Annotated in this window: 19 protein-coding genes and 1 riboswitch; of the genes, 10 read left to right on the forward strand and 9 right to left on the reverse strand. The window is 71.8% G+C overall.

What is annotated here, in order from left to right:
* Positions 1-5: 5 nt before the first annotated feature.
* A riboswitch (cyclic di-AMP (ydaO/yuaA leader) is annotated at positions 6-143 on the reverse strand.
* Between the two features lie 111 nt (positions 144-254).
* Together BLR04_RS07595 and BLR04_RS07600 are read right to left on the reverse strand one after the other, a co-directional pair.
* The gene (locus BLR04_RS07595) at positions 255-1208 is read right to left on the reverse strand and encodes a Gfo/Idh/MocA family protein (protein ID WP_090761104.1); all 954 of its coding nucleotides are present in this window, start codon (positions 1206-1208) and stop codon (positions 255-257) included.
* A gap of 34 nt (positions 1209-1242) precedes the next feature.
* Positions 1243-2058 (reverse strand): aldo/keto reductase, encoded by an 816-nt coding sequence (locus tag BLR04_RS07600; protein WP_218128756.1) that lies wholly within the window; start codon positions 2056-2058, stop codon positions 1243-1245.
* A gap of 92 nt (positions 2059-2150) precedes the next feature.
* On the opposite strand from BLR04_RS07600, the gene BLR04_RS07605 reads away from it, so the two are divergent.
* Both BLR04_RS07605 and BLR04_RS07610 read left to right on the forward strand, forming a co-directional pair.
* Entirely contained in the window at positions 2151-3095 is a 945-nt protein-coding gene (locus BLR04_RS07605; RefSeq protein ID WP_090761107.1) for a hypothetical protein, read from the forward strand.
* Complete coding sequence (locus BLR04_RS07610; protein WP_090761108.1) at positions 3092-4276, forward strand: DUF6716 putative glycosyltransferase; 1185 nt, start codon at positions 3092-3094, stop codon at positions 4274-4276. The genes BLR04_RS07605 and BLR04_RS07610 overlap by 4 nt, the downstream gene beginning before the upstream one ends.
* Here the strand turns inward: BLR04_RS07610 and BLR04_RS07615 are convergent.
* The 5 genes from BLR04_RS07615 to BLR04_RS07635 all read right to left on the reverse strand — a co-directional run bounded on the left by BLR04_RS07615 (position 4260) and on the right by BLR04_RS07635 (position 10827).
* Positions 4260-5528, reverse strand: a complete 1269-nt coding sequence (locus tag BLR04_RS07615; protein ID WP_090761109.1) for an alpha-2,8-polysialyltransferase family protein — start codon at positions 5526-5528, stop codon at positions 4260-4262. The two genes, BLR04_RS07610 and BLR04_RS07615, sit on opposite strands and share 17 nt — an antisense overlap.
* Complete coding sequence (locus BLR04_RS07620) at positions 5529-6503, reverse strand: glycosyltransferase family 2 protein (protein ID WP_090761111.1); 975 nt, start codon at positions 6501-6503, stop codon at positions 5529-5531.
* A 26-nt stretch (positions 6504-6529) separates the two neighbouring features.
* The gene (locus BLR04_RS07625) at positions 6530-8581 is read right to left on the reverse strand and encodes an N-acetylneuraminate synthase family protein (RefSeq protein WP_245740090.1); all 2052 of its coding nucleotides are present in this window, start codon (positions 8579-8581) and stop codon (positions 6530-6532) included.
* Between the two features lie 72 nt (positions 8582-8653).
* Positions 8654-9328, reverse strand: a complete 675-nt coding sequence (locus BLR04_RS07630) for a response regulator (RefSeq protein ID WP_218128757.1) — start codon at positions 9326-9328, stop codon at positions 8654-8656.
* The gene (locus BLR04_RS07635; RefSeq protein WP_090761115.1) at positions 9325-10827 is read right to left on the reverse strand and encodes an ATP-binding protein; all 1503 of its coding nucleotides are present in this window, start codon (positions 10825-10827) and stop codon (positions 9325-9327) included. The genes BLR04_RS07630 and BLR04_RS07635 overlap by 4 nt, the downstream gene beginning before the upstream one ends.
* A gap of 106 nt (positions 10828-10933) precedes the next feature.
* On the opposite strand from BLR04_RS07635, the gene BLR04_RS07640 reads away from it, so the two are divergent.
* Positions 10934-12262, forward strand: coding sequence for a cation:dicarboxylate symporter family transporter (locus BLR04_RS07640; protein WP_090761117.1), 1329 nt, complete (start codon positions 10934-10936; stop codon positions 12260-12262).
* A gap of 71 nt (positions 12263-12333) precedes the next feature.
* On the opposite strand, the gene BLR04_RS07645 is transcribed toward BLR04_RS07640, so the two are convergent.
* Positions 12334-13689 carry a sensor histidine kinase gene (locus BLR04_RS07645; protein WP_090761119.1) on the reverse strand — a complete coding sequence of 452 codons (1356 nt, stop codon included), beginning with the start codon at positions 13687-13689 and terminating at the stop codon, positions 12334-12336.
* 63 nt (positions 13690-13752) lie between these two features.
* Positions 13753-15252: a glycoside hydrolase family 13 protein gene (locus tag BLR04_RS07650; RefSeq protein ID WP_090761121.1), complete on the reverse strand. Its 1500-nt coding sequence runs from the start codon at positions 15250-15252 to the stop codon at positions 13753-13755.
* A gap of 290 nt (positions 15253-15542) precedes the next feature.
* Between BLR04_RS07650 and BLR04_RS07655 the strand changes: the two genes are divergently transcribed.
* The 7 genes from BLR04_RS07655 to BLR04_RS07685 all read left to right on the forward strand — a co-directional run bounded on the left by BLR04_RS07655 (position 15543) and on the right by BLR04_RS07685 (position 23196).
* Positions 15543-16814, forward strand: a complete 1272-nt coding sequence (locus tag BLR04_RS07655; protein ID WP_090761123.1) for a sugar ABC transporter substrate-binding protein — start codon at positions 15543-15545, stop codon at positions 16812-16814.
* Between the two features lie 4 nt (positions 16815-16818).
* Positions 16819-18393, forward strand: a complete 1575-nt coding sequence (locus BLR04_RS07660; protein WP_090761125.1) for an ABC transporter permease subunit — start codon at positions 16819-16821, stop codon at positions 18391-18393.
* A complete protein-coding gene (locus BLR04_RS07665; RefSeq protein WP_090761127.1) occupies positions 18390-19229 on the forward strand; it encodes a sugar ABC transporter permease in 840 nt (279 codons plus the stop codon). The genes BLR04_RS07660 and BLR04_RS07665 overlap by 4 nt, the downstream gene beginning before the upstream one ends.
* Before the next feature lie 6 nt (positions 19230-19235).
* The gene (locus BLR04_RS07670; protein WP_090761129.1) at positions 19236-21014 is read left to right on the forward strand and encodes a glycoside hydrolase family 13 protein; all 1779 of its coding nucleotides are present in this window, start codon (positions 19236-19238) and stop codon (positions 21012-21014) included.
* A gap of 58 nt (positions 21015-21072) precedes the next feature.
* On the forward strand, positions 21073-22347 hold the full coding sequence (locus tag BLR04_RS07675) for a right-handed parallel beta-helix repeat-containing protein (RefSeq protein WP_245740091.1): 1275 nt from the start codon (positions 21073-21075) through the stop codon (positions 22345-22347).
* 19 nt (positions 22348-22366) lie between these two features.
* The gene (locus BLR04_RS07680; protein ID WP_143021980.1) at positions 22367-22678 is read left to right on the forward strand and encodes a hypothetical protein; all 312 of its coding nucleotides are present in this window, start codon (positions 22367-22369) and stop codon (positions 22676-22678) included.
* Between the two features lie 113 nt (positions 22679-22791).
* Positions 22792-23196, forward strand: coding sequence for a VOC family protein (locus BLR04_RS07685; RefSeq protein WP_090761545.1), 405 nt, complete (start codon positions 22792-22794; stop codon positions 23194-23196).
* Positions 23197-23341 lie beyond the last annotated feature (145 nt).

A 23341-nucleotide genomic window follows, 5' to 3' on the forward strand; every position in this document is an offset into this window, starting at 1 on the left:
CTAACTCCTTGCTTCCATGCCGCTTACCGGGTTAGCTGACGGGCTCGGGCGTGGAAGCTGCCCTACGGCACTGACGTGCCGATTCGCCCCGAAGGAACATGGGTCCCCGGTTCCGCCTCAGGCGGATTCAGCGGTCACAGGACGATCCTGTGAGTGTGGTCGTACGATGGTCGGTCAAAACCGGACAAACCGGCTGACCTGTCCCCACAAGGTAATACATGGGGCAAGAGGTTCACAATCCCTGAAAAGGGATGTCAGCCCAGTTGACGCCGTGCGTCGGCCAGAAGCCCCATCATGGCAAGGGATTCGTCAAGCGGCATGATCGGAGATTCGGTCCTGCCCTCCGCCACGGCGGCGCGGACCTCGCGCAACTCCCCGGCGTAACCGTTGTCGGCCGGGTCGAGCACGTGCTCCTCCGGCTCCATCCCCTTGGCCGTCAGGACGATCCGCTGCGGCGCCCAGAACGGCGCCTGGATGTCCGCCCGCATGCCGGTGCCCACCACGCGCGCGTCGTTCGGGTAGTCGGCGAGCAGCGACGTCGACACGAGGGCGTGCCTGCCGCCCGGGTAGTACAGGGCGCCGCCCGCCTCCGCGTCGACCCCGTTGGGGGCGAGGGAGCCGGTGACCCGGAGCTCGGAGGGCATGCCGAGGAGCAGCTGGGCCAGCCCCATGGGGTAGATGCCGAGGTCGAGCAGCACGCCGCCGCCCAGTTCCGGCGCCCACAGCCGGTGCGCGGGCTCGTACGGCAGGGCGAAGCCGAAGCTCGCCTGCACCGACCGGATCTCGCCGAAGCGGGGGTCGGCCGCGATCAGCTGGATGAGCGGGTTGAACCGCATCCACATCGCCTCCATCAAGAAGACGCCGGCCTCGCGCGCCAGGCGCACCATCTTCTCGGCGTCGTCGACCGTCGCGGCCAGCGGCTTCTCGCAGAGCACGGCCTTGCCCGCCGCGATCGCGGCCTCGGCCACCTGCAGATGCTGGGCGTGGGGCGTGGCGATGTAGATCGCGTCGACGGCCGGGTCGGCGCACAACTGCTCGTAGGATCCGTACGCCGACTCGGCGCCCAGCTCGGCCGCCAGGGCCTCTGCCCGGCCGAGGTCGCGGGAGCCCACGGCGGCCACCCGCATTCCCGGCTCCGCCACGATGGCCGCACCCACGACGCGGGCGATGGCACCGGTTGCTGCTATTCCCCAGGTAAATTCTCGCACCCGGGAGATGCTAGCCGGTAAGGGATATTTCAGGTCATACGAACGTTTGGGGGTCGGGTCCGAGGCGCTGTCCCCGGTTCATGGCCCCGATGACGGCCATGTCCTCGGGGTCGAGGACGAAGTCGAAGACGCCGAAGTTCTCCTTGATCCGGGCGGGCGTCGCGGACTTGGGGATGGCGACGTTGCCGAGCTGCAGGTGCCACCGGAGCACGAGCTGCGCGGGCGTCCTGCCGCACTTGGACGACAGCAGCTCCAGCGCCGGGTCCTCGAGCAGCCCCTTGCCCTGGCCGAGCGGGCTCCACGCCTGCGTCAGGATGCCGTTGGCCTCGTGGAAGGCCCGCAACTCACGCTGCTGGAAGTAGGGGTGCAGCTCGATCTGGTTGATGGACGGGACGATGTCGGTCTCGTCCATGAGCCGGGTGAGCGTCTCGACGGTGAAGTTGCTGGTGCCGATGGCCTTGGCCCGGCCGCTGCGGTAGATCTTCTCCAGCGCCCGCCACGCCTGGACGTAGGAGTCGCGGCTCGGCACCGGCCAGTGGATCAGGTAGAGGTCGACGTAGTCGAGGCCCAGCCGCGACAGGCTCTCCTCGAAGGCGGCCTCGGCGCGGTCGTGGTCGGGGTTGGCCAGTTTCGTGGTCACGAACAGCTTCTCGCGCGGCCGTTCGGCGGCCCTGACCGCCCGCCCGACGGCCTCCTCGTTGCCGTAGGCGGCGGCGGTGTCGACATGGCGGTAGCCGATCCGCAGGGCGTGGGCGACGGCCCGCTCGGTCTCCTCCGCCGGGATCTGCCAGACGCCGAACCCCAGCTGAGGGATCTGGACGCCGTCCGTGTTCAGCAGGAGTGAGTTCATACTCTCCATTGTTCACGTCGTGTTTCTAGCGGCTTAAGCCGGTCGGGCTAGCTTGAAGCGGTCGTTGACGGGCCACCGACTCGGAGGCAGCAGTGGTCGAACAGGCGTCGGCCTGGGTGGAGTCGCCGCTCCAGATGCTGTGCGCTGTCGAGGCCCACCACGCCGGGCTGCTGGGCCCGGCGTCGGTCGTGATCCCGCGTGCGGGCCTGCGGCCGTTGCGGGCCACGCGGCGTGAGCTGGAGTCCCTCGGGCTGCCCGAGGGGCTCACGGTGGCGGAGCCGCGCGAGCGCATGCCCCGCCGTGTGCAGGCGGTCGGTGACGCCTTCTCCGGACGGGTCCAGCTGCGCTGGCTGCTGTCCAGCCCCGGCCGCATCGTCATCGTCGACGACGGACGGGCCACGCTCAACCTGCTGGAGCTGCTCGCCGAGGGCCGCTTCCGCCCGCTGCTGCGGGCCCGCGCCGAGCCGAGCCCGACGCGCACCGCGCTGGGCCTCGCCGCCGCGCTGCGCCTGCGCATGAGCGAGGTGTCGATCTTCACCGCGCTCCCGGTGGGCGACGCGCTGGAAAGGGCCGTCCGGCAGGCCGGGGTCCAGCTCGTCCGCCACGACTTCCCCTGGCTGCGTGCCCAGCCGCCGAGCGCCGAGGGGCCGGCCGAGCGCACGGTCGTCCTCGGCACCTCGCTCGTCCGCAACGGACTGGTGCACCGCGACCACTACCTGCGCTGGCTGAGCGACCTCGCCGCGCGCGAGCCGCTCGCGTACTACCCGCACCGCCGCGAGGACCCGACCGACGTCGCGCTGATCCGGGAGCGCCCCGGCATCACCGTCCACGACGCCGGCGCTCCCGCCGAGCTCACGCTGCGCGGCCTCGACGCCGGCCAGCGGGTGCTCAGCCTGCCCTCGACCGCGATCACCTCGCTGCGGGTGCTGCTCAGCCCGCGCGGTGTCGCCGTCGAGCCCGTGCACGTTCCCGATGACTGGTGGACCAGCAGGGCGGCTCCTGCCCTGCGCTCGCATTTGACTGGAGTACCTGGGTGAGAGTGCTGGCGGTCGCCGACTCCGACTCGTATCTGAAATGGGCGGCCTGCCTGCTCGGTGACCTGCCTGCGGGCTGCGTGACGGAGCTGGTCGTGGTGCGGACGCCGATCGCCCCCTCCGCGGAGCAGATCGCCGCCGCCGTCGACGGGCGTCCCGCGCCGCCGGTGCTGTCGGCCCGTTCTTTGCGGCGGGTGGCCGAGCGCACCCGGCCCGACGTGATCCTCGTGGCCTGCACGGGCCCGGTGGTGGACGTCCTGGTGGCCGAGGTGCTGGACGGCCTGCGGCCCCGGCCGGTGTTCGTCAGCGGCCTGCCCGGCATCTCGGTGCCGGCGACGGACAAGGCGTGGCTGTTCCGCAGCGGATGCGACCTGTTCGTGGTGCACAGCGAGCGCGAGGTGGCCGAGTTCTCCGCGGTCGCCGCCCGGCTCGGCGGAGGAGGCGCGGTGGGCCTGGCCCGGCTGCCCTTCCTGCGTCCCGCATCCTCCGGCACGGTGTTCGAGGCCCCGCCGCGGGGCGGCAGGCGGGTGGTGTTCGCCACCCAGGCCAAGGTGCCGCGCGAGCGCGGCAACCGCGAGCGGATCCTGCACGTGCTCGCCCGCCTGGCCGCCGACCGGCCCGACCTCGACGTCGTGGTCAAGCTCCGCGCGCTGGAGGACGAGCAGCAGACGCACAAGGAGCGCCACCACTACCAGAAGCTGTGGCGGGACCTGGGCGAGCCGGGACGGGTCGAGTTCGCGACCGGCTCGATGCACGACCACCTCACGAAGGCGGCCGGGTTCGTCACGGTCAGCTCCACGGCGGCGCTGGAGGCGATCGCGCTCGGCGTCCCGTCGCTGGTGCTGAGCGACTTCGGCGTGAACGCCGAGATGATCAACGTGGTGTTCGAGGGCAGCGGCCTGCTCGGCACGCTCGACGACCTCGCCGCCGGCGACTTCAGGGCGGCCTCGCCCACGTGGTGCGCGGCCAACTACTTCCACCCGGCCGAGCGCAGCGACTGGACGAGCCTGCTGAACGGCCTCGTGACCTCCCGGCCCACACCGGCCAGATCGCTGCTCGACGGCCAGGAGCACGCGGCCGCGCGGCGCAGGGCCCGGCTGCGGGTGGAGGTGCCGCCGCAGATGCTGCGGGTGGGATACCGGGCCAAGCGCCGCGTCCGGCGCTATCTCAAAGCGCTGACCTGATCTTCCTGCGGATCCGGGTCAGCGCGCCCGCCCTGGGCTTCGCCTCCTGGACGGCTCCCGCCGCCGGGACGGCGAGGCCCAGGGCCTCCAGCCGCCGGCGCTTGAAGTAGCGCCGGTCGAACTCCATGCCGTCCGGCCGCAGCTCGGGATAGGCGTCGGCCTGCATGCAGTAGCCGACCGCGCGCACGAGCGCGGGCAGGTCCAGCGCGGGCGGCCAGCCGAGGTGCCCCTCAGGCGACAGCCGGGGCAGCAGCGCGTCGACGATGGTGACCGGGATCCGGTTGCTGTTCTCGTACGGCGTCAGCCGCTCCAGCACCAGGTCGGTGCCGTACGAGGCGACCGGCAGGGAGAAGTAGCGCTGGGCCGTCATCAGCCCCGTCGAGAAGCACCCGACGACCAGCTCAGGCCGCAGCGCCGCGAAGTACACCTCGGCGGGGACGCTCTCCCCTGCCACCGACACCCGCACGCCGAGCCGGTCGGCGGCGGTCCGCACGAGCTGGGCGTGCCGGCGTCCGGCGGCCGGGTGCGGCTTGAAGACGACGTCGGTGCAGCCGCGGGCGGCGAGGGCCGACAGCATCGTCTCGTGCAGCCCGGCCTCCTCCTCCGGCGTGACGATGTCCAGCGCCGACAGGTACTGGCCGAGGACGAGCGCCCGGCCGGAGAGCCCGGCGGGGGCGGTCGAGGCGACCTCGTCCACGACCGCGAGGAACCGCTCGGCGGGCAGCACCTCGGGGGTGACGCCGTACTCGCTCAGCAGCAGCGGCGTGAGGCCCGCCACGAGGTCGAGGTGCAGCAGCCGGACGATGCGGCGGGAGATCTCCGCGGGCAGCGGGTCGCGGGTCGGGCCGTAGCTCATCAGCCCGTCGGAGTAGACCGTGATCGGGCAGTCGCGCACGAGCCCCGCGATGGTCCGGGCCGGAGCGACCGCGATCGACTCCAGCACCAGCTCCTCGACGCCGTCCAGCCCCCAGAGCGTGCGCAGCAGCCGCTCGAACATCGGCACCTCGACCACGCGGGCCCGCCAGTCGGACGGGTGCAGCGGCGCGATGAGCTCGTTCCACGAGTGCACCGCGTCGAAGCGGGAGCGCAGCACGGCGAAGCCGGGGGTCTGCTCCAGCGGGGTCGCGATCTCCGGGACGGCCGCGTTGCTCGACACGATCAGCACGCGACGGCCGTCACCGAAGCGGCCGTCGTCGATGGCGGCCGCCAGTGACATCGCCCCGAACAGCGTCGAGGCGTAGAAGACCTTCATTTACGGCTCCTCCTGGCGGACCCGGACGTGCGGGCCGGGGGGAAGGTCGGGCAGCAGGGCGCGCAGCGCCGCCCCGCGCTGCGCGGACATCCGCGCGACCGAGTCGGCCACCAGCTCGGCCGGCAGGTCGCGCACCATCCGCGCGCCCCGCTCCTCGAAGCGGGCGCGCAGCTCGGGCGTGAACCGGTCGGCGAGCTCCAGGTGGTGGGCCAGCAGCGCGCAGAAGTTCCGCACCGCCTTGGCCTGGAAACGCGGCTCGACATCCTTCATGACGAGCTCGAACGCGTCGAGGAAGTGCAGCTGGCGCTCGTCGCCCACCTGGGTGAGCGACCCGGAGACCATCCTGCGGTAGAACACGCCGGCCAGCGACACCACGGCGAACGTGGCCGCCTGCTGGTGCAGCCGCCAGATCCACGGCCGGTCCTCGGCCGTGTGCAGGGAACCGGGGAAGCGCAGCAGGTCGCCGAGCGAGCGCCGGTAGATCCCGGCCCAGGCATACGGGTAGTCGACCATGGTCCGCACGTCGGCGGGCAGGATGCCGTCGCGGGGGTCGTGCACCGCGCCCCGCCGCGCCGACGGGGCGCGGTGCACGACCCGCTTGCGGCCCTCGACCTGCACGTAGTCGGTCCTGACGAAGTCGCAGCCGAGGCCGTCGACGGCGTCGACCAGCCGTGCCAGGTAGCCGGGGGCGAGCCAGTCGTCACCGTCCAGGAACGTGACGTACCGGCCGGTCGCGGCCGACAGGCCCGCGTTGCGCGCGTCCGCCAGCCCGGCGGGCGCCTCGTTGCGCAGCACGGTGAGACCGGGCAGCTCACCGGCGAAGTCGGAGACGACCTCGCCGGTGCCGTCCACGGACCCGTCGTCCACGACGATGAACTCGAAGTCGTGCCTGGTGTTACGGCACAGCGAGGTGAGCGCGTCGGCGATGTGGCGCTCGCCGTCCCGCACCGGCACGACGACCGAGAGGGTGATCAAATGGACGCTCCAGGGGGTGCGGAGGGTCAGGCGGTCACCCGGCGCAGGCGGGCCTTCGGGGCCTCCTCGCCGGGGAAGACGCGCTTGACGCCGTCGCCCATGGCCTGCTCGATGATCCGGATGTCGCGGACGAGGTGCTCCAGGCCGACCGGCTCCAGGGAGGCGGCGTGGTCGGAGCCCCACATGGTCCGGTCGAGGGTGATGTGCCGCTCCACCGTGACCGCGCCGAGCGTGACGGCGGCCAGCGAGATCTGCAGGCCGCGCTCGTGCCCGGAGTAGCCGACCGGGACGCCGTAACGCTCCTTCAGCGTGGTGATCGTCCGCAGGTTCGCCTCCTCGGGCGGCAGCGGGTACGTCGACGTCGCGTGCATCATGATCAGCTTGTCGGTGCCGAGGATGTCGACCGCCGCGTCGATCTCCTGCAGCGTGGACATGCCGGTCGACAGGATGATCGGCTTGCCGGTGGCGGCCAGGGCGCGCAGCAGCTCGTGGTCGGCGATGCCGGCCGAGGCGACCTTGTGCACCAGGACGTCCATGTCCTCCAGGAACTCCACGGAAGGGACGTCCCAGGGGGAGGCGAACCAGTGCAGCCCGCGCTCGTCGCAGTACTTCGCGATCTGCTCGTACTCGTCGCGGCCGAACTCGGTGCGCTCCTTGTACTCCAGGTACGTCATCTCGCCCCACGGCGTCTGCCGGATCTGGCGCTTCTGCTCCTCGGGGACGCAGATCGCGGGGGTACGCTTCTGGAACTTGACCGCCTGGCAGCTGGCGTCGGCGGCCACGTCGATGAGGCGACGGGCGATGTCGACGTCGCCGTTGTGGTTGATGCCGATCTCACCGATGACGTACACCGGCTGTCCGTCGCCGACCAGCAGGTCGCCGATCGCCACCGGGCCGCGGCGCGGCCAGGTGCGGACCCGCGCGGAGGTGACGGCGGCGGGCGCCGGCTCGGGGCGCGCGGCGAGCACGCGCTCGCACAGCTCGCGCACCGCGCCCGACCCGCCGGGACGGGTCAGCACCACGCGGGCCGCGGCTCGGGCCTTCGGGTGGGCCTCCGGCGTCGCGATCGGCCAGCCGACCTCGGCCATCGCGCCCAGGTCGTTCACGTCGTTGCCGACGTAGGCCACGCGGGCCGGGTCGAGACCCTCGGACGCCAGCCACTCCCGCAGCACCGTCCGCTTGTCGGCCAGGCCCTGCAGCACCGGCACGCCGAGCTTGCGGGCACGGGCGGCCACCACCGGGTTCTGCTCGGTGGACAGCACCAGCACCCGCACGCCCGCCCGCCGCAGCAGCGAGACGCCCATCCCGTCCGAGCGGCTGACCTGCACCATCTCGCGGCCGTCGGAGTCGACGTAGGCGCGGTCGTCGGTGTGCACGCCGTCGAAGTCGGTGACGACGGCGTCCACGTCGATCGGCTCGGGCCGGTCCACGAAGGGGGCGAGGGCGCGGGCGAGTTCGAGGTCCTCGGGCGTGTCGATCTCGAGGCCGTGCTGCGCCGGCACCGGCTGCACGGTGATCGCGCCGAAGAAGCGGTGGCCGTGCTCGCGCAGGCCGGAGGCGCGCATGACGTAGAAGGCGCCGTTCTCGCGGTACTGCGGCTCCAGCTCCTGGCGGAGCTTGCGGACGGCCGGGTCGTGGTTGACGCCGGCGCCGGCGGCCGTCCACAGGAACGCGTGCGTCGGCAGGCCGGACACCACCGAGTCGGCCTCGCCGTCCAGCACCTTGCGCACCGCGGCCGAGAGGGCCTCGGGGTCGATGAACGCGCTCGTGGCCTGCACCAGCACGACGACCTCGGGGTCGGCACCGAGCGCGTCGAGGGCGTGCAGCACGGCCGACTCGCTGGAGGCGGCGGCGCCGCTCAGCTCCTCAGGACGATCGACGACGGTGGCGCCCGCCTTCCTGGCGGCCTCGGCGATCCCGGCGTGGTCGGTGCTGACCACGACCTCGTCCACCAGTTCGGCGCGCAGGCAGGCCCGCACCGCGCGGGTGACCAGCGGGACGCCCCCGACCAGGGCGAGGTTCTTCAGGGGAACGCCCGCCGAACCTCCGCGGGCGGGAACTACGGCCAGGACTCGCAAGGTGTTTCTCCTCATTGCTCGGATAGCACCCAGAAGCTAGATGGCCGGATTGAACGCCCAGCGTCACCGCAATTAACTTTCCATGGGCAGCCGGTAGAACAACTCTGGCCGGCCCACCCCTCCGTACCTCGGCACACGCACCGCGATCCCCAGTTCCACCAGGTGTTCGAGGTAGCGGCGGGCGGTCACGCGCGACACCCCGACCACGTCGGCCACGCCCTGCGCCGCCATCCCGTGCGGGTGTTCGCGAAGCCGCCCCGCGACCGCGTCGAGAGTGTCGCGCGACATGCCCTTGGGCAGTTCGGAGCTGCCCCGCAGCGCGCCGAGCAGCCGGTCGACGTCGCCCTGCCCGACCGCGAGTCCCGCCTCGTCCCTGAACCTGGCATGACGCTGCAGCTTCTCGGCGAGTGTCGCGAAGGTGAACGGCTTGAGCAGGTACTGCGAGATGCCCAGCGACACCGCCGAGCGCACCATGGCGAGGTCGCGCGCCGAGGTGACGGCGATGACGTCGCACATGAGCCCACCGGCCCGCACCGCCCGGCACACCTCCAGCCCGTGCATGTCGGGCAGGTTGAGGTCGAGCAGGATGAGGTCGACCGGTCGCCGGCGCAGGAGGCGCAGCGCCTCGCCGCCCGACCGCACCACCCCGGCCACCTCGAAGCCGGGCACGCGCTCGACGTAGATGCGGTTGGCCTCGGCGGTGATCTCCTCGTCCTCGACGACGAGCACGCTGATCAGGTCGCTCATCGCACCGCCTCCGGTACGGGCAGCCGCACGGTGAACTCGGAGCCGGTCACCTCGATGGTGCCGCCGAGCCGTCGCACCGCCTGGCCGACGAGCGCGAGGCCGAGGCCGTGGCCGTCGCCCTTGGTGGTCCAGCCCCGCTCGAACGCCGCCTGGTCGGTCAGCCCGGGCCCGTCGTCGGCCACCCGGATCGTCAGGCCGCCGTCGTCGGCGCGCAGCTGCACCTCCACCCGGCCGGCCGCGTCGATCGCGTTGTCGATGAGGTTGCCGACGATGGTGACCAGCTCGCGCGGGTCGAGGCCGAGGTCGTCCAGCTCGCTGTCCTCGCTGATCACGAGCTCGCCGCCGCGCTCGGCGGCCTCGGCGCTCTTGCCCAGCAGGAGGGCGGCCAGCACCGGCTCGCGTACCGCGCCGACCACGCGGTCGGTCAGCTCCTGCGCCGCCCGCAGCTCGGCGGTGCCGAGCGCGACCGCCTGGTCGGTATGGCCCAGCTCCACGAGGGTGATCACGGTGTGCAGCCGGTTGGCCGCCTCGTGCGCGGCCGAGCGCAGCGACTCCGCGAAGCCCCGCTCGGCGTCGAGCTGGCCGGTCAGCGCCTGCAGCTCGGTGTGGTCGCGTACGGTCACGACGGTGCCGAGCCGGCTCGGCGCGCCGCTCACCGCGAGCACCCGGTCGCCGCTCAGGTGCACCTGCTCCCCGCCGCCGCGCACCCCCTCGACCAGCGCGGCCGGGCACAGTTCCGACAGGTGCCGCCCTTCTGCGTCGTCGGGCAGGCCGAGCAGCTGCCGGGCGGCGTCGTTGCACAGCGCCAGCCGGCCGTCCCTGCCGACCAGCAGCAGCCCCTCGCGTACGGCGTGCAGGACGGCGTCGTGGTGGTCGTGGATGCGGCCCAGCTCGACCGGCCCGAGCCCGTGCGTCTGGCGGCGCAGCCGGACGGTGACGAGCCAGGTGCCCGCGGCGCCGAGGGACAGCGCGAGCGCGACGATGAGGCCGCCCCAGGCGAACTGCCCGCGCAGCCTCTCGCTGATCCGGTTGACCGTGATGCCCGCGCTGACCAGCGCCCGCACCCGGCCGTCGGCCATAACGGGCGTCACCGCGCGCTGGGAGGGGCCGAGCGTGCCGGTGTAGGTCTCGATGAACGTCTGGCCGGCCAGCGCCCGCTGGGTGTGGCCGAGGAAGCGGTGGCCGATCTGCCGGGGGTTCGGATGGGTGTAGCGGGTGCCGTCCGGCCGCATGATGGTGATGAAGTCGACCCCGGTCGCGAGGCGCACCCGTTCGGCGTACGGCTGCAGGCGCACGCTCGGGTCGGGCGTGCGCAGCGCGTCGCGCACGTCGGGCGAGGCGGCCACGCTGACCGCCACGGCCCGCGCGGTGGCCCCCGCCTCCTCGGTCAGCAACTCGTGCGCCTGCACCAGCGCGAGCACCGCGCCGCCGGTCGCCGTGACCGCGACCACGAGCAACTGCAGCACCAGCATCTGGCCCGCCAGGCTCCAGCGCCGCATGGGACTCCTCCGTGAACGAAACTTACTCAATGGTGACCTGAATCACGCGTGAGGCGCATAGTCGCACATCAGAAGGTCCCTCCGTAAACCGCCGAAAGACACTCCCATGCGTGATCGCACCCGCTATCTCTACCTGGCCGTCATCGCGGCGGTCCTGGTCGGCATCGTCGTCGGATTCGTCTGGCCCGACGTCGGCACCGCGCTCAAGCCTCTCGGCACCGGCTTCGTCGCGCTGATCCAGATGGTGATCGGCCCGATCATCTTCTGCACCATCGTGCTCGGCGTGGGCTCGGTGCGCCAGGCCGCCAAGGTCGGCAAGGTCGGCGGGCTCGCGCTCGGCTACTTCATCGTCATGTCGACGGTGGCGCTGCTCATCGGCCTGGTCGTCGGCAACTTCATCGACCCCGGCGCGGGCCTGCAGCTCAGCGACAGCGCCCGCCAGGCGGCCGAGGCCGAGGCGGCCAAGGGCGGCGAGGCCAGCACCGTCGACTTCCTGCTCGGCATCATCCCGAAGACGCTGCTGTCGTCGCTCACCGCGGGCTCGGTGCTGCAGGCACTGCTCGTGGCGCTGCTCGTCGGGTTCGCGCTGCAGGCCATGGGCCCCAAGGGCGAGCCCATCCTGCGCGGCGTGGAACACCTGCAGCGGCTCGTCTTCCGGATCCTCGCCATGATCATGTGGGCGGCCCCGGTGGGCGCGTTCGGCGCGATGGCCGCGGTCGTGGGCGCCACCGGCATCGAGGCGCTGAAGAGCCTGGCCATCATCATGGTCGCCTTCTACATCACGTGCGTGCTGTTCGTCGGCGTGGTGCTCGGCTCGGTGCTGTGGCTGGTGGCCAGGATCAACCTGTGGGCGCTGCTGAGCTACCTCGGCCGCGAGTTCCTGCTCATCCTGTCCACCTCGTCGTCGGAGACGGCGCTGCCGCGGCTCATCGCCAAGATGGAGCACCTGGGCGTGAGCAAGACGGTGGCCGGCATCACGGTGCCGACCGGCTACTCCTTCAACCTCGACGGCACCGCGATCTACCTGACCATGGCCACGCTGTTCATCGCCGAGGCGACCGGGTCGCCGCTGCAGATCGGCGAGCAGATCGGGCTGCTGCTGTTCATGATGATCGCCTCCAAGGGCGCGGCGGGCGTGACCGGGGCGGGCCTGGCCACCCTGGCCGGTGGCCTGCAGGCGCACCGGCCCGCGCTGGTCGACGGGGTCGGCCTCATCGTGGGCATCGACCGGTTCATGTCGGAGGCCCGCGCGCTGACGAACTTCGCCGGCAACGCCGTCGCCACCGTCCTCGTGGGCACCTGGACCGGCGAGTTCGACCGTGAGCGCGCCGCGCAGGTGCTGACCGGTCAGGCGCCGTTCGACGAGGCCACGCTGCTCGACGACGACCACCGGCCGGAGCCCAGCGACCCGGCCAAGGAGATGTCGCCCGCCTGACCCGGGCGACCGTCGCGGCGGGACCGCCTGCCCCGGTCCCGCCGCGCATGTCCCCGGCGCGTTCGGCCCGCTCACCGCGACGCGCGAGGGGACAGAGGCAGCCGCAGGACGAAGCGGGCGCCGCCCGTGTGGTCCTCGACGCGCAGCTGGCCGCAGTGCGCCCGCGCCACGTCACGGGCGATGGCGAGGCCCAGGCCGGTGCCGCCGGTGTCGCGGCTGCGGGCGGCGTCCAGACGGGTGAAACGCTCGAAGATGCGTTCGCGGTCGGCGACGCCGATCTCCACGCCGTCGTTCTCGACCGCGAGCACCGCCCGGTCGCCCTGCTTGCCGACCGTGACGCGTACCGTGGTCTCGGCGTGCCGCTGGGCGTTGTCCAGCAGGTTCGTCAGGACGCGCGCGAGCTGCAGGCGCACCCCCTCGACGAACACGCCCCGCTCCAGCTCCACCTGCGTGGGCAGCTTGTCGTTGCGGGCCTTGAGCTCCGCCTGGACGAGGCCGGCGAGGTCGATGCGTTCCCTGACCGCATCCGCGCGCGAACCGATCCTGGCGAGCAGCAGCAGGTCGGTGATGATGGCCTCCAGCCGGTCGGTGTCGCGCAGCGAGCTCTCCACCAGCGCCTCCAGATCGGTGTCGGACGGGTAGAGCTGGGCGCTCTCCAGCTGGGCGCGCAGCCCGGCGATCGGGGTGCGCAGCTCGTGCGAGGCGTCGGAGGCGAACTGGCGCTGCTGCTCGGAGGCGCGTTCGAGCCGTTCCAGCGTGCTGTTCACGGATCGGGCGAGCTGCGCGACCTCGTCGTCGCCCGGTGGCTGCGTCACCCGGCGGCTCAGGTCGCTCACGTGGACGGCGTCCAGCTCGCCGCGCATGATCCGCACCGGCCGCAGTGCCCGGCCCGTGATCAGCCAGGTGGCCCAGCCGGTGAGCGCGATGAGCACGGCGATCTCGCCGAACACGATGACGTCGACGGTCCGGGTGGCGAGCAGGTCGGGCGTGCTGCGCCCGGCGTACACGACGGGGGAGTCGACGTTCATGGTCACTCTGACCGCGGTCAGGTGGAGGCACTGGTTGGGCAGGCAGTTGGTGGTGTTGACGGCGCGGTCCTTGGACGAGGGGCGCACGTCGTCGAGCTGCGGCATGTTGCGAGCCGCGTCGCTCGTCGCGATGAGCCTGCCGTCGGCGCCGACGACCTGGATGAGGTCGACCGACGGGTGCGGCACGGGGATGGCCGCGCCGATGGGCAGCACGCCGCCGCGCATCTCGAAGGCGATGCGTTCCGCGGTGTCACGGGTCTCGCTGTAGACGCCCGCGGTGACCATGGCCCGGGTCACCGCGACGCCCCCCGCGCCCACGGGAATGAGCACGAGGGCGGCAACGGCCGTCGCGATGAGGGTGACGCGTCCCCGTAGGGACCTGGCCCATTGGGGAACCACGCCCCGAGGTTACCGAGCGTGATTGCAGTGATTTGTCCGGTATTGGAAAAGATTCGGCAATCGTCAGGTTTGCAGCCAGGCGGTGGTGTCCGGCGGGACGGCGCCGTCGTCGGCCAGCGGGCCGCTCGCCAGCAGCACCTCGCCCGGCACCTTCACCGCCTGGTCCCCTGTGTTCAACACGACCACCAGCCCCGGGTCGCGCTCGATCGCCAGCACGTCCTTCGGCGAGTCGAGCCACCTCAGCGTGCCGCCGCCGAGCGCCGGGTGCGACCGGCGCAGCCGCAGCGCGGCCCGGTACAGGTTCAGCGTCGAGGCGGGGTCGTGCTCCTGGGCCTCGGCCGACAGCGCGGACCACTCCGGCGGGATCGGCAGCCACGGGTCGCGCCAGCCGAGATCGCCAGAGGACGTCCACGGGATCGGCACCCGGCAGCCGTCGCGGCTCTCGCCCCGGCGCAGCCACGCCGGGTCCTGTCGCAGCTCGTCGGGCAGGTCGAGCACTTCTGGCAGGCCCAGCTCCTCGCCGTTGTAGAGGTAGGCCGAGCCGGGCAGCGCCAGCATGAGCAGCGTGGCCGCCCGCGCCCTGGCCAGGCTGCCGTGCCGGGTGACGTGACGCGGCTTGTCGTGGTTCGACAGCACCCACGTGGTGGGCGCGCCCACCAGCTCCGCCTCGCGCAGCGACTTGTCGATGACCGTACGGAACGACTTGGCGTGGAAGTCGGCCATCATGAACTCGAAGTTGAACGCCTGGTGCAGCTCGTCGGGGCCGACGTAGCGGGCCAGCCGCTCGGGCGAGGAGACCCACGCCTCCGCCACCGCCATGCGGCCGCCCGGGTAGGAGTCGAGGATCGGCCGCCACTCGCGGTAGATCTCGTGCACGCCGTCCTGGTCGAAGTACGGCACCCGCTCATCGCCCAGCATCTCGGCCTGGGGCCCCTCCTTCTGCCCCACGTCGGGCAGCCCGTCGGCCTTGATCATGCCGTGCGCCACGTCGATCCTGAACCCGTCGACGCCCCGGTCGAGCCAGAAGCGCAGGATGTCGCGGAACTCGGCGCGCACCTCGGGGTTCTCCCAGTTGAGGTCGGGCTGCTCGGGGGCGAACAGGTGCAGGTACCACTGCCCGTCGGCCGTGCGCGTCCAGGCCGGGCCGCCGAAGATCGACTCCCAGTCGTTGGGACGGTCGCGGAAGACGTACCGGTCGCGGCGCTCGCCGCGCAGCGCCTGCTGGAACCACGGGTGCTGGTCGGAGGAGTGGTTCGGGACGAGGTCGACGACCACCCTGATGCCCCTGGCGTGCGCGTCGGCCACCAGCGCGTCGAAGTCGGCGAGCGTGCCGAAGATCGGGTCGACGTCGCGGTAGTCGGCCACGTCGTAGCCGCCGTCGGCCATGGGGGAGGTGTAGAAGGGGCTCAGCCAGATCGCGTCGACGCCCAGGTCGGCGAGGTAGCCGAGCCGCCCGCGGACGCCTTCCAGGTCGCCCACGCCGTCACCGTCAGCGTCGGCGAAGCTGCGCGGATACACCTGGTACACGACGGCGTCCCGCCACCAGTCGTCGTTGCCTAGCATGTTCGTCTCTCCCTGGTGGCTCCTGATGGTTCGGTGAAGGATGACCCGCCGTGCCGCGCAGGGTCAAGTGCAAGTTGCGGAAACTTGCGAAAGCCGACGGCCGCCCGGCGTCTCCGCATGCGCCGCCGGGCCCCCGTGGCGCCCTGTCGTGCCCGCGATGAGGATCGCGTAACGCTCGTTTGCAAGTTCTTCCAATTCTTGCAAAGAGCGGCTAACGTCCCGGAAACGTGCGGTTCCCGTATGGCGGCGCGCCGGCGCCGCCGTTCCCCCCGTGACCTCAGGAGGTCTCCATGCGCTTACGGGCACTGGGTGTGGCAGCTCTCGCGACCTTGGCTTTCGCGGCGACGGCGTGCGGCGAGTCACCGCCGTCCGCCCCGGCAGCACCGTCCGCCTCCGCCGCATCCTCCGCCCCCGCGGCCGGCGGCGGCACGCTCGTGATCTGGGCCGACCCCAGCCGGGTCACCCCGCTCAAGCCCTTCGCCGACCAGTTCGGCGCCGAGAACGGCGTGACGGTCGAGGTGAAGGAGATCAGCAAGGACAACCAGCAGACCTTCCTGACCGCCTCGCAGCAGGGCAGCGGCCCCGACATCATGATCGGCGCGCACGACTGGATCGGCAACCTCGTGCAGAACGGCGCCATCGACCCGGTCACGCTGACCGAGGAGCAGAAGGCCGCCTTCTCCGCGAAGGCGATCCAGGCGGTCACGTTCAACGGGCAGATCTACGGGGCCCCGTACGCGGTCGAGAACATCGCGCTGATCCGCAACACCGAGCTCGCCCCCGAGGCGCCCGCCACCATCGAGGAGCTCATCGAGACCGGCAAGAAGCTCAAGGCGGACGGCAAGGTCGACGAGGTGCTCTGCCTGCCCGTAGGCCAGAAGGGCGACGCCTTCCACGTCTACCCGATCTTCGCCTCCGGCGGCGGCGCGTTGTTCGGCGCCACCGCGACCGGCGACCCCGACCCCAAGCAGGTGCTGCTCGGCTCGCCAGGCTCGGTCAAGGCGTTCGGGAAGCTGAAGGAGCTCGGCGAGAAGGGCGAGGGGGCGCTGCGCACCTCGCTGACCAACGAGAACTACATCGTCACCTTCGCGGGCGGCAAGTGCGCCTACCTCGTCTCCGGCCCGTGGGCCATGAGCGAGATCAAGAAGGCCGGGGTCGCGTACGACATCACGGCCGTCCCCGGGTTCGAGGGCGGCGAGCCGGCCACGCCGTTCGTCGGCGTCCAGTCCTTCTTCGTCGCCTCCAAGGGCAAGAGCAAGGCGCTGGCCCAGGAGTTCGTCGCCAACTACGTGACCAACAAGGACGTCGCCAAGGCCCTGTACGAGGCCGACCCGCGTCCGCCCGCGCTGACCGCCGCGCTGCAGGAGGTCCAGGCCACCGACCCCGACGCCGTCAAGTTCATGGAGGCGGGCAGGGACGGCATGCCGATGCCGGCCATCCCCGAGATGGCGGCCATCTGGGAGCCGTTCGGCATCGCGGAGAACGCCGTCGTCAAGGGCGGCGACGCCGCGAAGGCCGCCGGCGCGGCGCAGCAGGCCATCGACGGCGCGCTCAAGAACTGACGTCATGGCTCTCGACGTGCGCGAGCCTGCGGACGAGGCCGCCGGCGCACGGCGGCCGGCGCGCCGGGAGACGACCACGGCGTTCGTGGTGAGCAGGATCGCGGTGCTCTCGGTGGCGGCGGCGATCCTGCTCTACGCGGCACCGCCGCTGGTCGCCACCGAGTCGTGGATCGCGCTGGCGGTGCTGTGCGCCGCCGGCGCGGCCATCGCCTACCTCTACCTGACCAGGCGCTTCGTCCCGGCGAAATACCTCGTCCCCGGCACCGTCTTCCTCATCGCCTTCCAGGTCGTCCCGGTCGTCTACACCGTCACGACCGCGTTCACGAACTTCGGCGACGGCCACCGCGGCGGCAAGGCCGAGGCCGTCGCCGCCATCGAGTCGGGCTCGGTGCGCCAGACGCCCGGCTCTCCCGAGTACACGCTGACCGCGGGCCTGCGCGGCGACCAGCTCGTGTTCCTGCTGACCGATCCGCGGACCAAGCAGGTCACGCTCGGCACCGCCGACGGGGTCGAGCCGCTGGCGGGCGCGCAGGTCGGCGTCACCGGCAAGGTGCTGCGCGCCCCCGGCGTGACCGTGCTCACCGCGCCCCAGGCCGCCGCCCGCGGCGCCGAGATCTCGGCGCTGACCGTCCCGACCCCGGGCGGTGCCATCAAGGCGAACGGGCTCAGCCGCGCGGTCGAGGGCAGGGCGAGCCTCGTGTACGAGGCCGCCTGCGACTGCGTGCGCGGCGACGGCGGCACCTGGACGGCCGACGAGAGCCAGGGCTACTTCGTCAACGACAGGGGCGAGCACCTGGCCCAGGGCTGGCAGGTGAACGTCGGCCTGGACAACTTCGCGCGAGTGTTGACCAACCCCACAATCTACGGATATTTCACCGGAGTTCTGGGCTGGAACCTCGTCTTCGCCCTCGCCTCGGTGCTCGGCACCTTCGCGCTCGGCATGTCGGTGGCCCTCGCGCTGCACCACCCGCGGATGCGCGCCACCCGCGTCTACCGGATCGCGCTGATCCTGCCGTACGCGATGCCGTCCTTCGCCATGCTGCTCGTCTGGCGCGACCTGTTCAACCGCGACTTCGGCCTGATCAACCAGCTGCTCGGCGTGCACGTCGACTGGCTCGGCGAGCCCGCCACCGCCCGGCTCGGCGTCATCCTGGTCAACCTGTGGCTCGGCTTCCCGTACATGTTCCTCGTCACCACGGGGGCGCTGCAGGCGATCCCGCGCGAGCTGACCGAGGCGGCCGCGATCGACGGGGCCAGGCCGTGGCAGGCGTTCCGCCGGGTGACGCTGCCGCTGTTGCTCGTCGCCCTCACGCCGCTGCTCATCTCGTCGTTCGCCTACAACTTCAACAACTTCAACGCGATCGCCCTCACCACCGAGGGCGGGCCGTTCCCGGCCGACAGCCCGCAGGTGGGCGCCACCGACCTGCTCATCACGTACACGTTCCGGCTGGCGTTCGGGGCGGGTGGCGCGCAGTTCGGCTTCGCGGCGGCGATCTCGGTGTTCATCTTCACCATCGTGGCGATCATCTCGGCCGTGGCCTTCCGGCGCACCCGCAGGCAGGAGGAGGTCTACGCATGAAACTCGCACTCCGGCACGTCTTCGTGGTGATCGTGTGCGCGTTCGCGCTCTTCCCGATCGTGTTCGTGGTCTCGGCCGCGATCAACCCGCTCGGCACGCTCGCCTCCAGCGAGCTGCTGCCCACCGGCGCGAGCCTCGGCAACCTCGTCGAGCTGCTGACCTCCGACAGCTATCCGTTCGCGCGCTGGTTCTTCAACTCGGTGTTCATCGCGCTGGTGTCGTCGTTCGCCAGCCTGCTGCTGTCGATGTTCGCCGCGTACGCCTTCAGCCGCATGCGCTTCACCGGCCGGCGCGTGGGCCTGATGGCGCTGCTGCTCATCCAGATGTTCCCGCAGTTCCTGGCCATCGTGACGATCTTCATGATCTTCACCGAGGTCACCGAGCTCTACCCGGCGTTCGGCTTCGACACGGTCTGGGGCCTGCTGCTGCTCTACCTCGGCGGCGCGCTCGGCGTGAACACCTGGCTGATGAAGGGCTTCCTCGACACCGTCCCCAAGGAACTCGACGAGGCCGCCACCGTCGACGGGGCCACCCACGCCCAGATCTTCTGGCGGGTCATCATGCCGCTGGTCACGCCGATCCTCGCGGTCACCGCGATGCTCGCGTTCATCGGCATCATGAGCGAGTTCCTCATGGCGAACGTGTTCCTGCGCGACCCCGAGAGCAAGACGCTCGCCGTCGGCATGTACGGCATGATCGCCGGCGACCACCGCAACGCGAACTTCGGCATGTTCGCCGCGGCCACGCTGATCACCGCCGTGCCGACCGTCGGTGTGTTCCTCTGGTTGCAGAAGTACATCGTCTCCGGGCTCACGTCCGGAGCCGTGAAGGGGTAGATCACTGTGCGCTTTCTGGGGGAGCCGCACCACGACGGCTCGGCGCTGTACGTCTCCGACCAGGAGCCCGCGCTCGGCTCGCGGGTGACGCTCTGGCTGCGCGCGCCGCGCGCCGCCGGGATCGAGGGCGTGCACGTACGGGCCGTGCACGACGGCGAGCCGCGCTACGCCGAGGCGTCCGTCGACCCCGCGCGCACCGGCGCCGGCGGGTACGGCGCCACGGACGTCTGGTGGCGGGCCGAGATCACCGCGGTCAACCCCGTCACCCCGTACCGCTTCCTGCTGCGCACCCGCGGCGGGCAGGTGTGGCTGACCGCGGCCGGGCTCGCCGCGCACGACGTGCCCGACTCGGGCGACTTCCGGCTCGTCTGCCACCAGGCCCCGCCGTCGTGGATGCGCGACGCGATCGTCTACCAGATCTTCCCCGACCGCTTCGACCGCTCCGGGCGCACGCCCGAGCCGCCGGAATGGGCGCTGCCGCGCGACTGGGACCGCGACCCGGTGATCCCGAGCGGCCCCGGCACCGCGGAGCAGTTCTACGGCGGCGACCTCGACGGTGTCGTCCGGCGGCTCGACCACGTGCGGAGCCTCGGCGCCGACACCGTCTACCTCACGCCGTTCTTCCCGGCCCGATCCACCCACCGCTACGACGCCGCCACGTTCGACCACGTCGACCCGCTGCTCGGCGGCGACGAGGCCCTGCTGCGGCTGTCCGGGGCGCTGCACGAGCGCGGCATGCGGCTGCTCGGCGACATCACCGTCAACCACTGCGGCGCCGGCCACGAGTGGTTCACCCGGGCCGTCGCCGACCCGACCGCCCCAGAACGCGACATGTTCTACTTCGACCCCGAGACCGGCGGCTACGAGTCGTGGTGGGGCTTCGCGTCGCTGCCCAAGCTCAACTGGGGCAGCGAGCTCGTCCGCAGCCGCATGCCGGAGGTGCTGAGCAGGTGGCTCGGCCCGCTCGACGGCTGGCGCGTGGACGTCGCCAACATGTCCGGCCGGCGCGGCGGCGACGACCACACCCACGCGGTCGCGGCCCTGCTGCGCGCCCGGCTCGGCCCCGGCGCCGCCCTCATCGCCGAGCACAACCACGACGCCTCGCCCGACCTCGACCGCGACGGCTGGCACGGCACCATGAACTACGGCGGTTTCACCCGCCCGGTCTGGGCCTGGCTGCGCGGCCCCGACCTCGACCTCGGCCACTTCCTCGGCGTGCCGGGCGGCGTCCCCTCTCGCGACGGGACCGCCACGCTCGCCTCGCTGCGCGCGTTCGCCTCCCACATGTCGTGGCGCTCGTACGTGCACTCCTGGCAGCTGCTCGACTCCCACGACTCGGCCCGCATCCGCACCGTCACCGGCTCGCGCGAACGCCACCTGCTCGCCGCCGGCCTGCAGGCCACGCTGCCCGGCACCCCCATGCTGTTCGCCGGCAGCGAGTTCGGCCTGACCGGCGTGAACGGCGAGCACTCCCGCACCCCGATGCCGTGGAACCGGCCGCACGACCGCGACGAGCCGACCCTGGCCGGCTACCGCGAGCTGTTCGGGCTGCGCCGCGCCGAGCCCGCCCTGCGTCACGGGGGCCTGCGCTGGCTGCACGCCGACGCCGACTGCCTGGTGTTCGCACGGGAGACGTACGAGGAGAGTCTGATCGTGTGCGCGCGCCGCGCGCCCGGCCCGCCGCTGCGTCTCGACCGGCGCATGACCGGGGTTTTGCACGCCGATGACGGAGACATCATCCCTGGTCGAGGGCCTTTTCTGGGTGTCTGGCGCGTCACTGTCTGATCGGCTACGGTGGCCTTTCTCCGACGTCCGTGCCGATGCAGATGTGTGGTGTGCTCGCATGAGGATGCTGTCCGTGGCCGTGCTGGCCTCGCTCCTTCCCGCCGTACCGGAAGCCGTACCGCAAGCAGTACCGCAAGCCGCGCGGACCAAGGCAGGAACGACGTACTACGTCGACTCCCGCTCCGGTGACGACGCGGCGGCCGGCACCGGCGCCCGTACCGCGTGGAAGACCCTCGAGCGGGTCAACGCGGCCGAGCTGAAGCCCGGCGACACGATCGCGTTCCGGCGCGGCAGCAGCTTCACCGCGCCGCTCACCCTGAGCGCGAGCGGCACCGCCGCCCGCCCCATCACGGTCAAGGCGTACGGCAGCGGCGCGCTCGCGAAGATCAGCGGCAGGGCCGGGGAATGCGTGCTCGTCAAGGGCGACCACTGGCGCGTCGGCGGTCTGCAGGCATCCGGCTGCCGCTGGGCGGGCTTCCTGGTCGCGGGCGACCACAACGTGCTCGCCGGGGTGGCCGCCGACCACAACGCCGCCGGCGTGCACGTCACCGCGTCCGGCTCGCACAACACCATCCGCGGCAGCGTCCTGACCGACAACAACCGGATGAGCGTCAACGACAAGGGCGGCGACAACGACTCAGGCGCGTTCGGTGTGCTGCTCAACGGCGACGACAACGTCGTGACGGGCAACACCATCACCGGCAGCTACGCGCACAGCAAGGACTACGGCGCCGACGGCGCCGCCGTCGAGATCTACAACGGCGACCGCAACCGCGTCACCCACAACACCGCCAGGGACAACGAGACTTTCACCGAGCTGGGCGCGCGCAAGGGCCGCACCGCGACCGGCAACATCTTCGCCTTCAACGTCGTCACCTCCTCGCGCGGCCGCGGCTCGTTCCTCGTCACCCGCGGCCCCCATCACGCCGTCGGCCCGGTCCTCGGCACCGTCGCCGTGCACAACTCGGTCTACCTGCCCGCGCGCCACACCATCGGCTGGTCGTGCCACGACGGCTGCTCGCCGTCCATACTCAAGCTGCGCAACAACGTCGTCGTGGTCGGCGGCGAGTCCGGCTGGGAGGACGGCAAGGGCGCCGACGAGGCGGGCAGCGTCTATGTGGGCCGCAGCGCCAGGTTCAAGCTGGGCCCGAAGTCGGTCATGGCAGACCCGAAGTTCGTCTCCCGCACCGACCTGCGGCTTCGGCCGGGCTCCCCGGCCCTCGGCCGCGGCGTCCCCCTCACCGCCTCCTGGTTCGGCGGCAGCGAGTTCGCCAAGGACGCCGCCGGCAAGCCGCTGTCCGCCACGCCCGACGCGGGCGCGTACCAGCGCTGACCCCCCTAGAGTGAACGGCGTGATCGAAGAGGAGCTCCGCAGGCCGCTGGTGCGGCAACTGGCCGACTCCGACGGCCCCCGCCGCTACTGGCATCTCGGCGACGAGGACGGGCGGGCCTGGCTGTTCGAGAGCGTCGAGGGCGACGGCGAGCTGTGGGCGGTCCGGCAGGTCGAGGTCGGCGCGGGGCCGTCCGGCCCGGTCGCGCGCCGCTACTGGTGGCGCCACCTGAGCGACGAGCACGGCTTCCTCACCGACCAGCCGCTCGAGATCTGGGAGCTGACGGAGATCACGCAGGACGCCTTCGAGGCGGTCTGGGAGGCGGCCGGCTGACGCCGCGATCCGCTTCCCCTTCCGGGCCGCGGATGGTTTCATGGGAGCCTCGGTCTTTCGAACGGGTGCTCGGGTTCGGCGACGGCCGGAGCGCGCGGAAGGAGATGTACGGCGTGGACTGGAAGCTCGAGGTCGTCCCCATCCCGGTGGCCGACGTTGACGTGGCGAAGCAGTTCTACAGTGAGCGACTCGGGTTCGTGGTCGACCACGACACCCAGATCAGCGAATACTCGCGGATCGTGCAGCTCACCCCGCCCGGGTCGGCCTGCTCGGTCGTCCTCGGCGCCCCGACCGGCACCGCGCCGGGCTCCGTACGAGGGGTGCAGCTCGTGGTGCCCGACATCGAGGCCGCCCGTGCCGAGCTGGCCGGGCGCGGCGTCGAGGTGAGCGGGGTCTATCACTACCGCGCCGACGGCGCCCTGGCCGAGGGCGGGGGCGGTCCGTGGAACGCGTTCGTGTCCTTCGACGACCCCGACGGCAACGGCTGGATCCTCCAGGAGCGCCCGCCGGAGGGCTGAGCGGCCGGAGGGTGCGCCGATCATGCAGGCGGGGTACGGAGCAGGGGGGCATGTCACGGTGACCTGCGGAAACTCCAGCGTTCCTTTATCCGAAGAGCCGTCTTAAACCAGCATTCTGGGAAATAAGCGCAGCATGTGTGACATG

Origin of the sequence: Nonomuraea maritima (assembly GCF_900100395.1) — a bacterium.
Lineage (GTDB): Bacteria > Actinomycetota > Actinomycetes > Streptosporangiales > Streptosporangiaceae > Nonomuraea > Nonomuraea maritima.

Excerpts from the sequence above, each read along its gene's own strand:
- BLR04_RS07600 (WP_218128756.1), bottom strand. The coding sequence starts at position 2,058 with ATGAACTCACTCCTGCTGAACACGGACGGCGTCCAGATCCCTCAGCTG.
- BLR04_RS07615 (WP_090761109.1), bottom strand. The coding sequence starts at position 5,528 with ATGAAGGTCTTCTACGCCTCGACGCTGTTCGGGGCGATGTCACTGGCG.
- BLR04_RS07630 (WP_218128757.1), bottom strand. The coding sequence starts at position 9,328 with ATGAGCGACCTGATCAGCGTGCTCGTCGTCGAGGACGAGGAGATCACC.
- BLR04_RS07635 (WP_090761115.1), bottom strand. The coding sequence starts at position 10,827 with ATGCGGCGCTGGAGCCTGGCGGGCCAGATGCTGGTGCTGCAGTTGCTC.
- BLR04_RS07640 (WP_090761117.1), top strand. The coding sequence starts at position 10,934 with ATGCGTGATCGCACCCGCTATCTCTACCTGGCCGTCATCGCGGCGGTC.
- BLR04_RS07650 (WP_090761121.1), bottom strand. The coding sequence starts at position 15,252 with ATGCTAGGCAACGACGACTGGTGGCGGGACGCCGTCGTGTACCAGGTG.
- BLR04_RS07655 (WP_090761123.1), top strand. The coding sequence starts at position 15,543 with ATGCGCTTACGGGCACTGGGTGTGGCAGCTCTCGCGACCTTGGCTTTC.
- BLR04_RS07660 (WP_090761125.1), top strand. The coding sequence starts at position 16,819 with ATGGCTCTCGACGTGCGCGAGCCTGCGGACGAGGCCGCCGGCGCACGG.
- BLR04_RS07665 (WP_090761127.1), top strand. The coding sequence starts at position 18,390 with ATGAAACTCGCACTCCGGCACGTCTTCGTGGTGATCGTGTGCGCGTTC.
- BLR04_RS07675 (WP_245740091.1), top strand. The coding sequence starts at position 21,073 with ATGAGGATGCTGTCCGTGGCCGTGCTGGCCTCGCTCCTTCCCGCCGTA.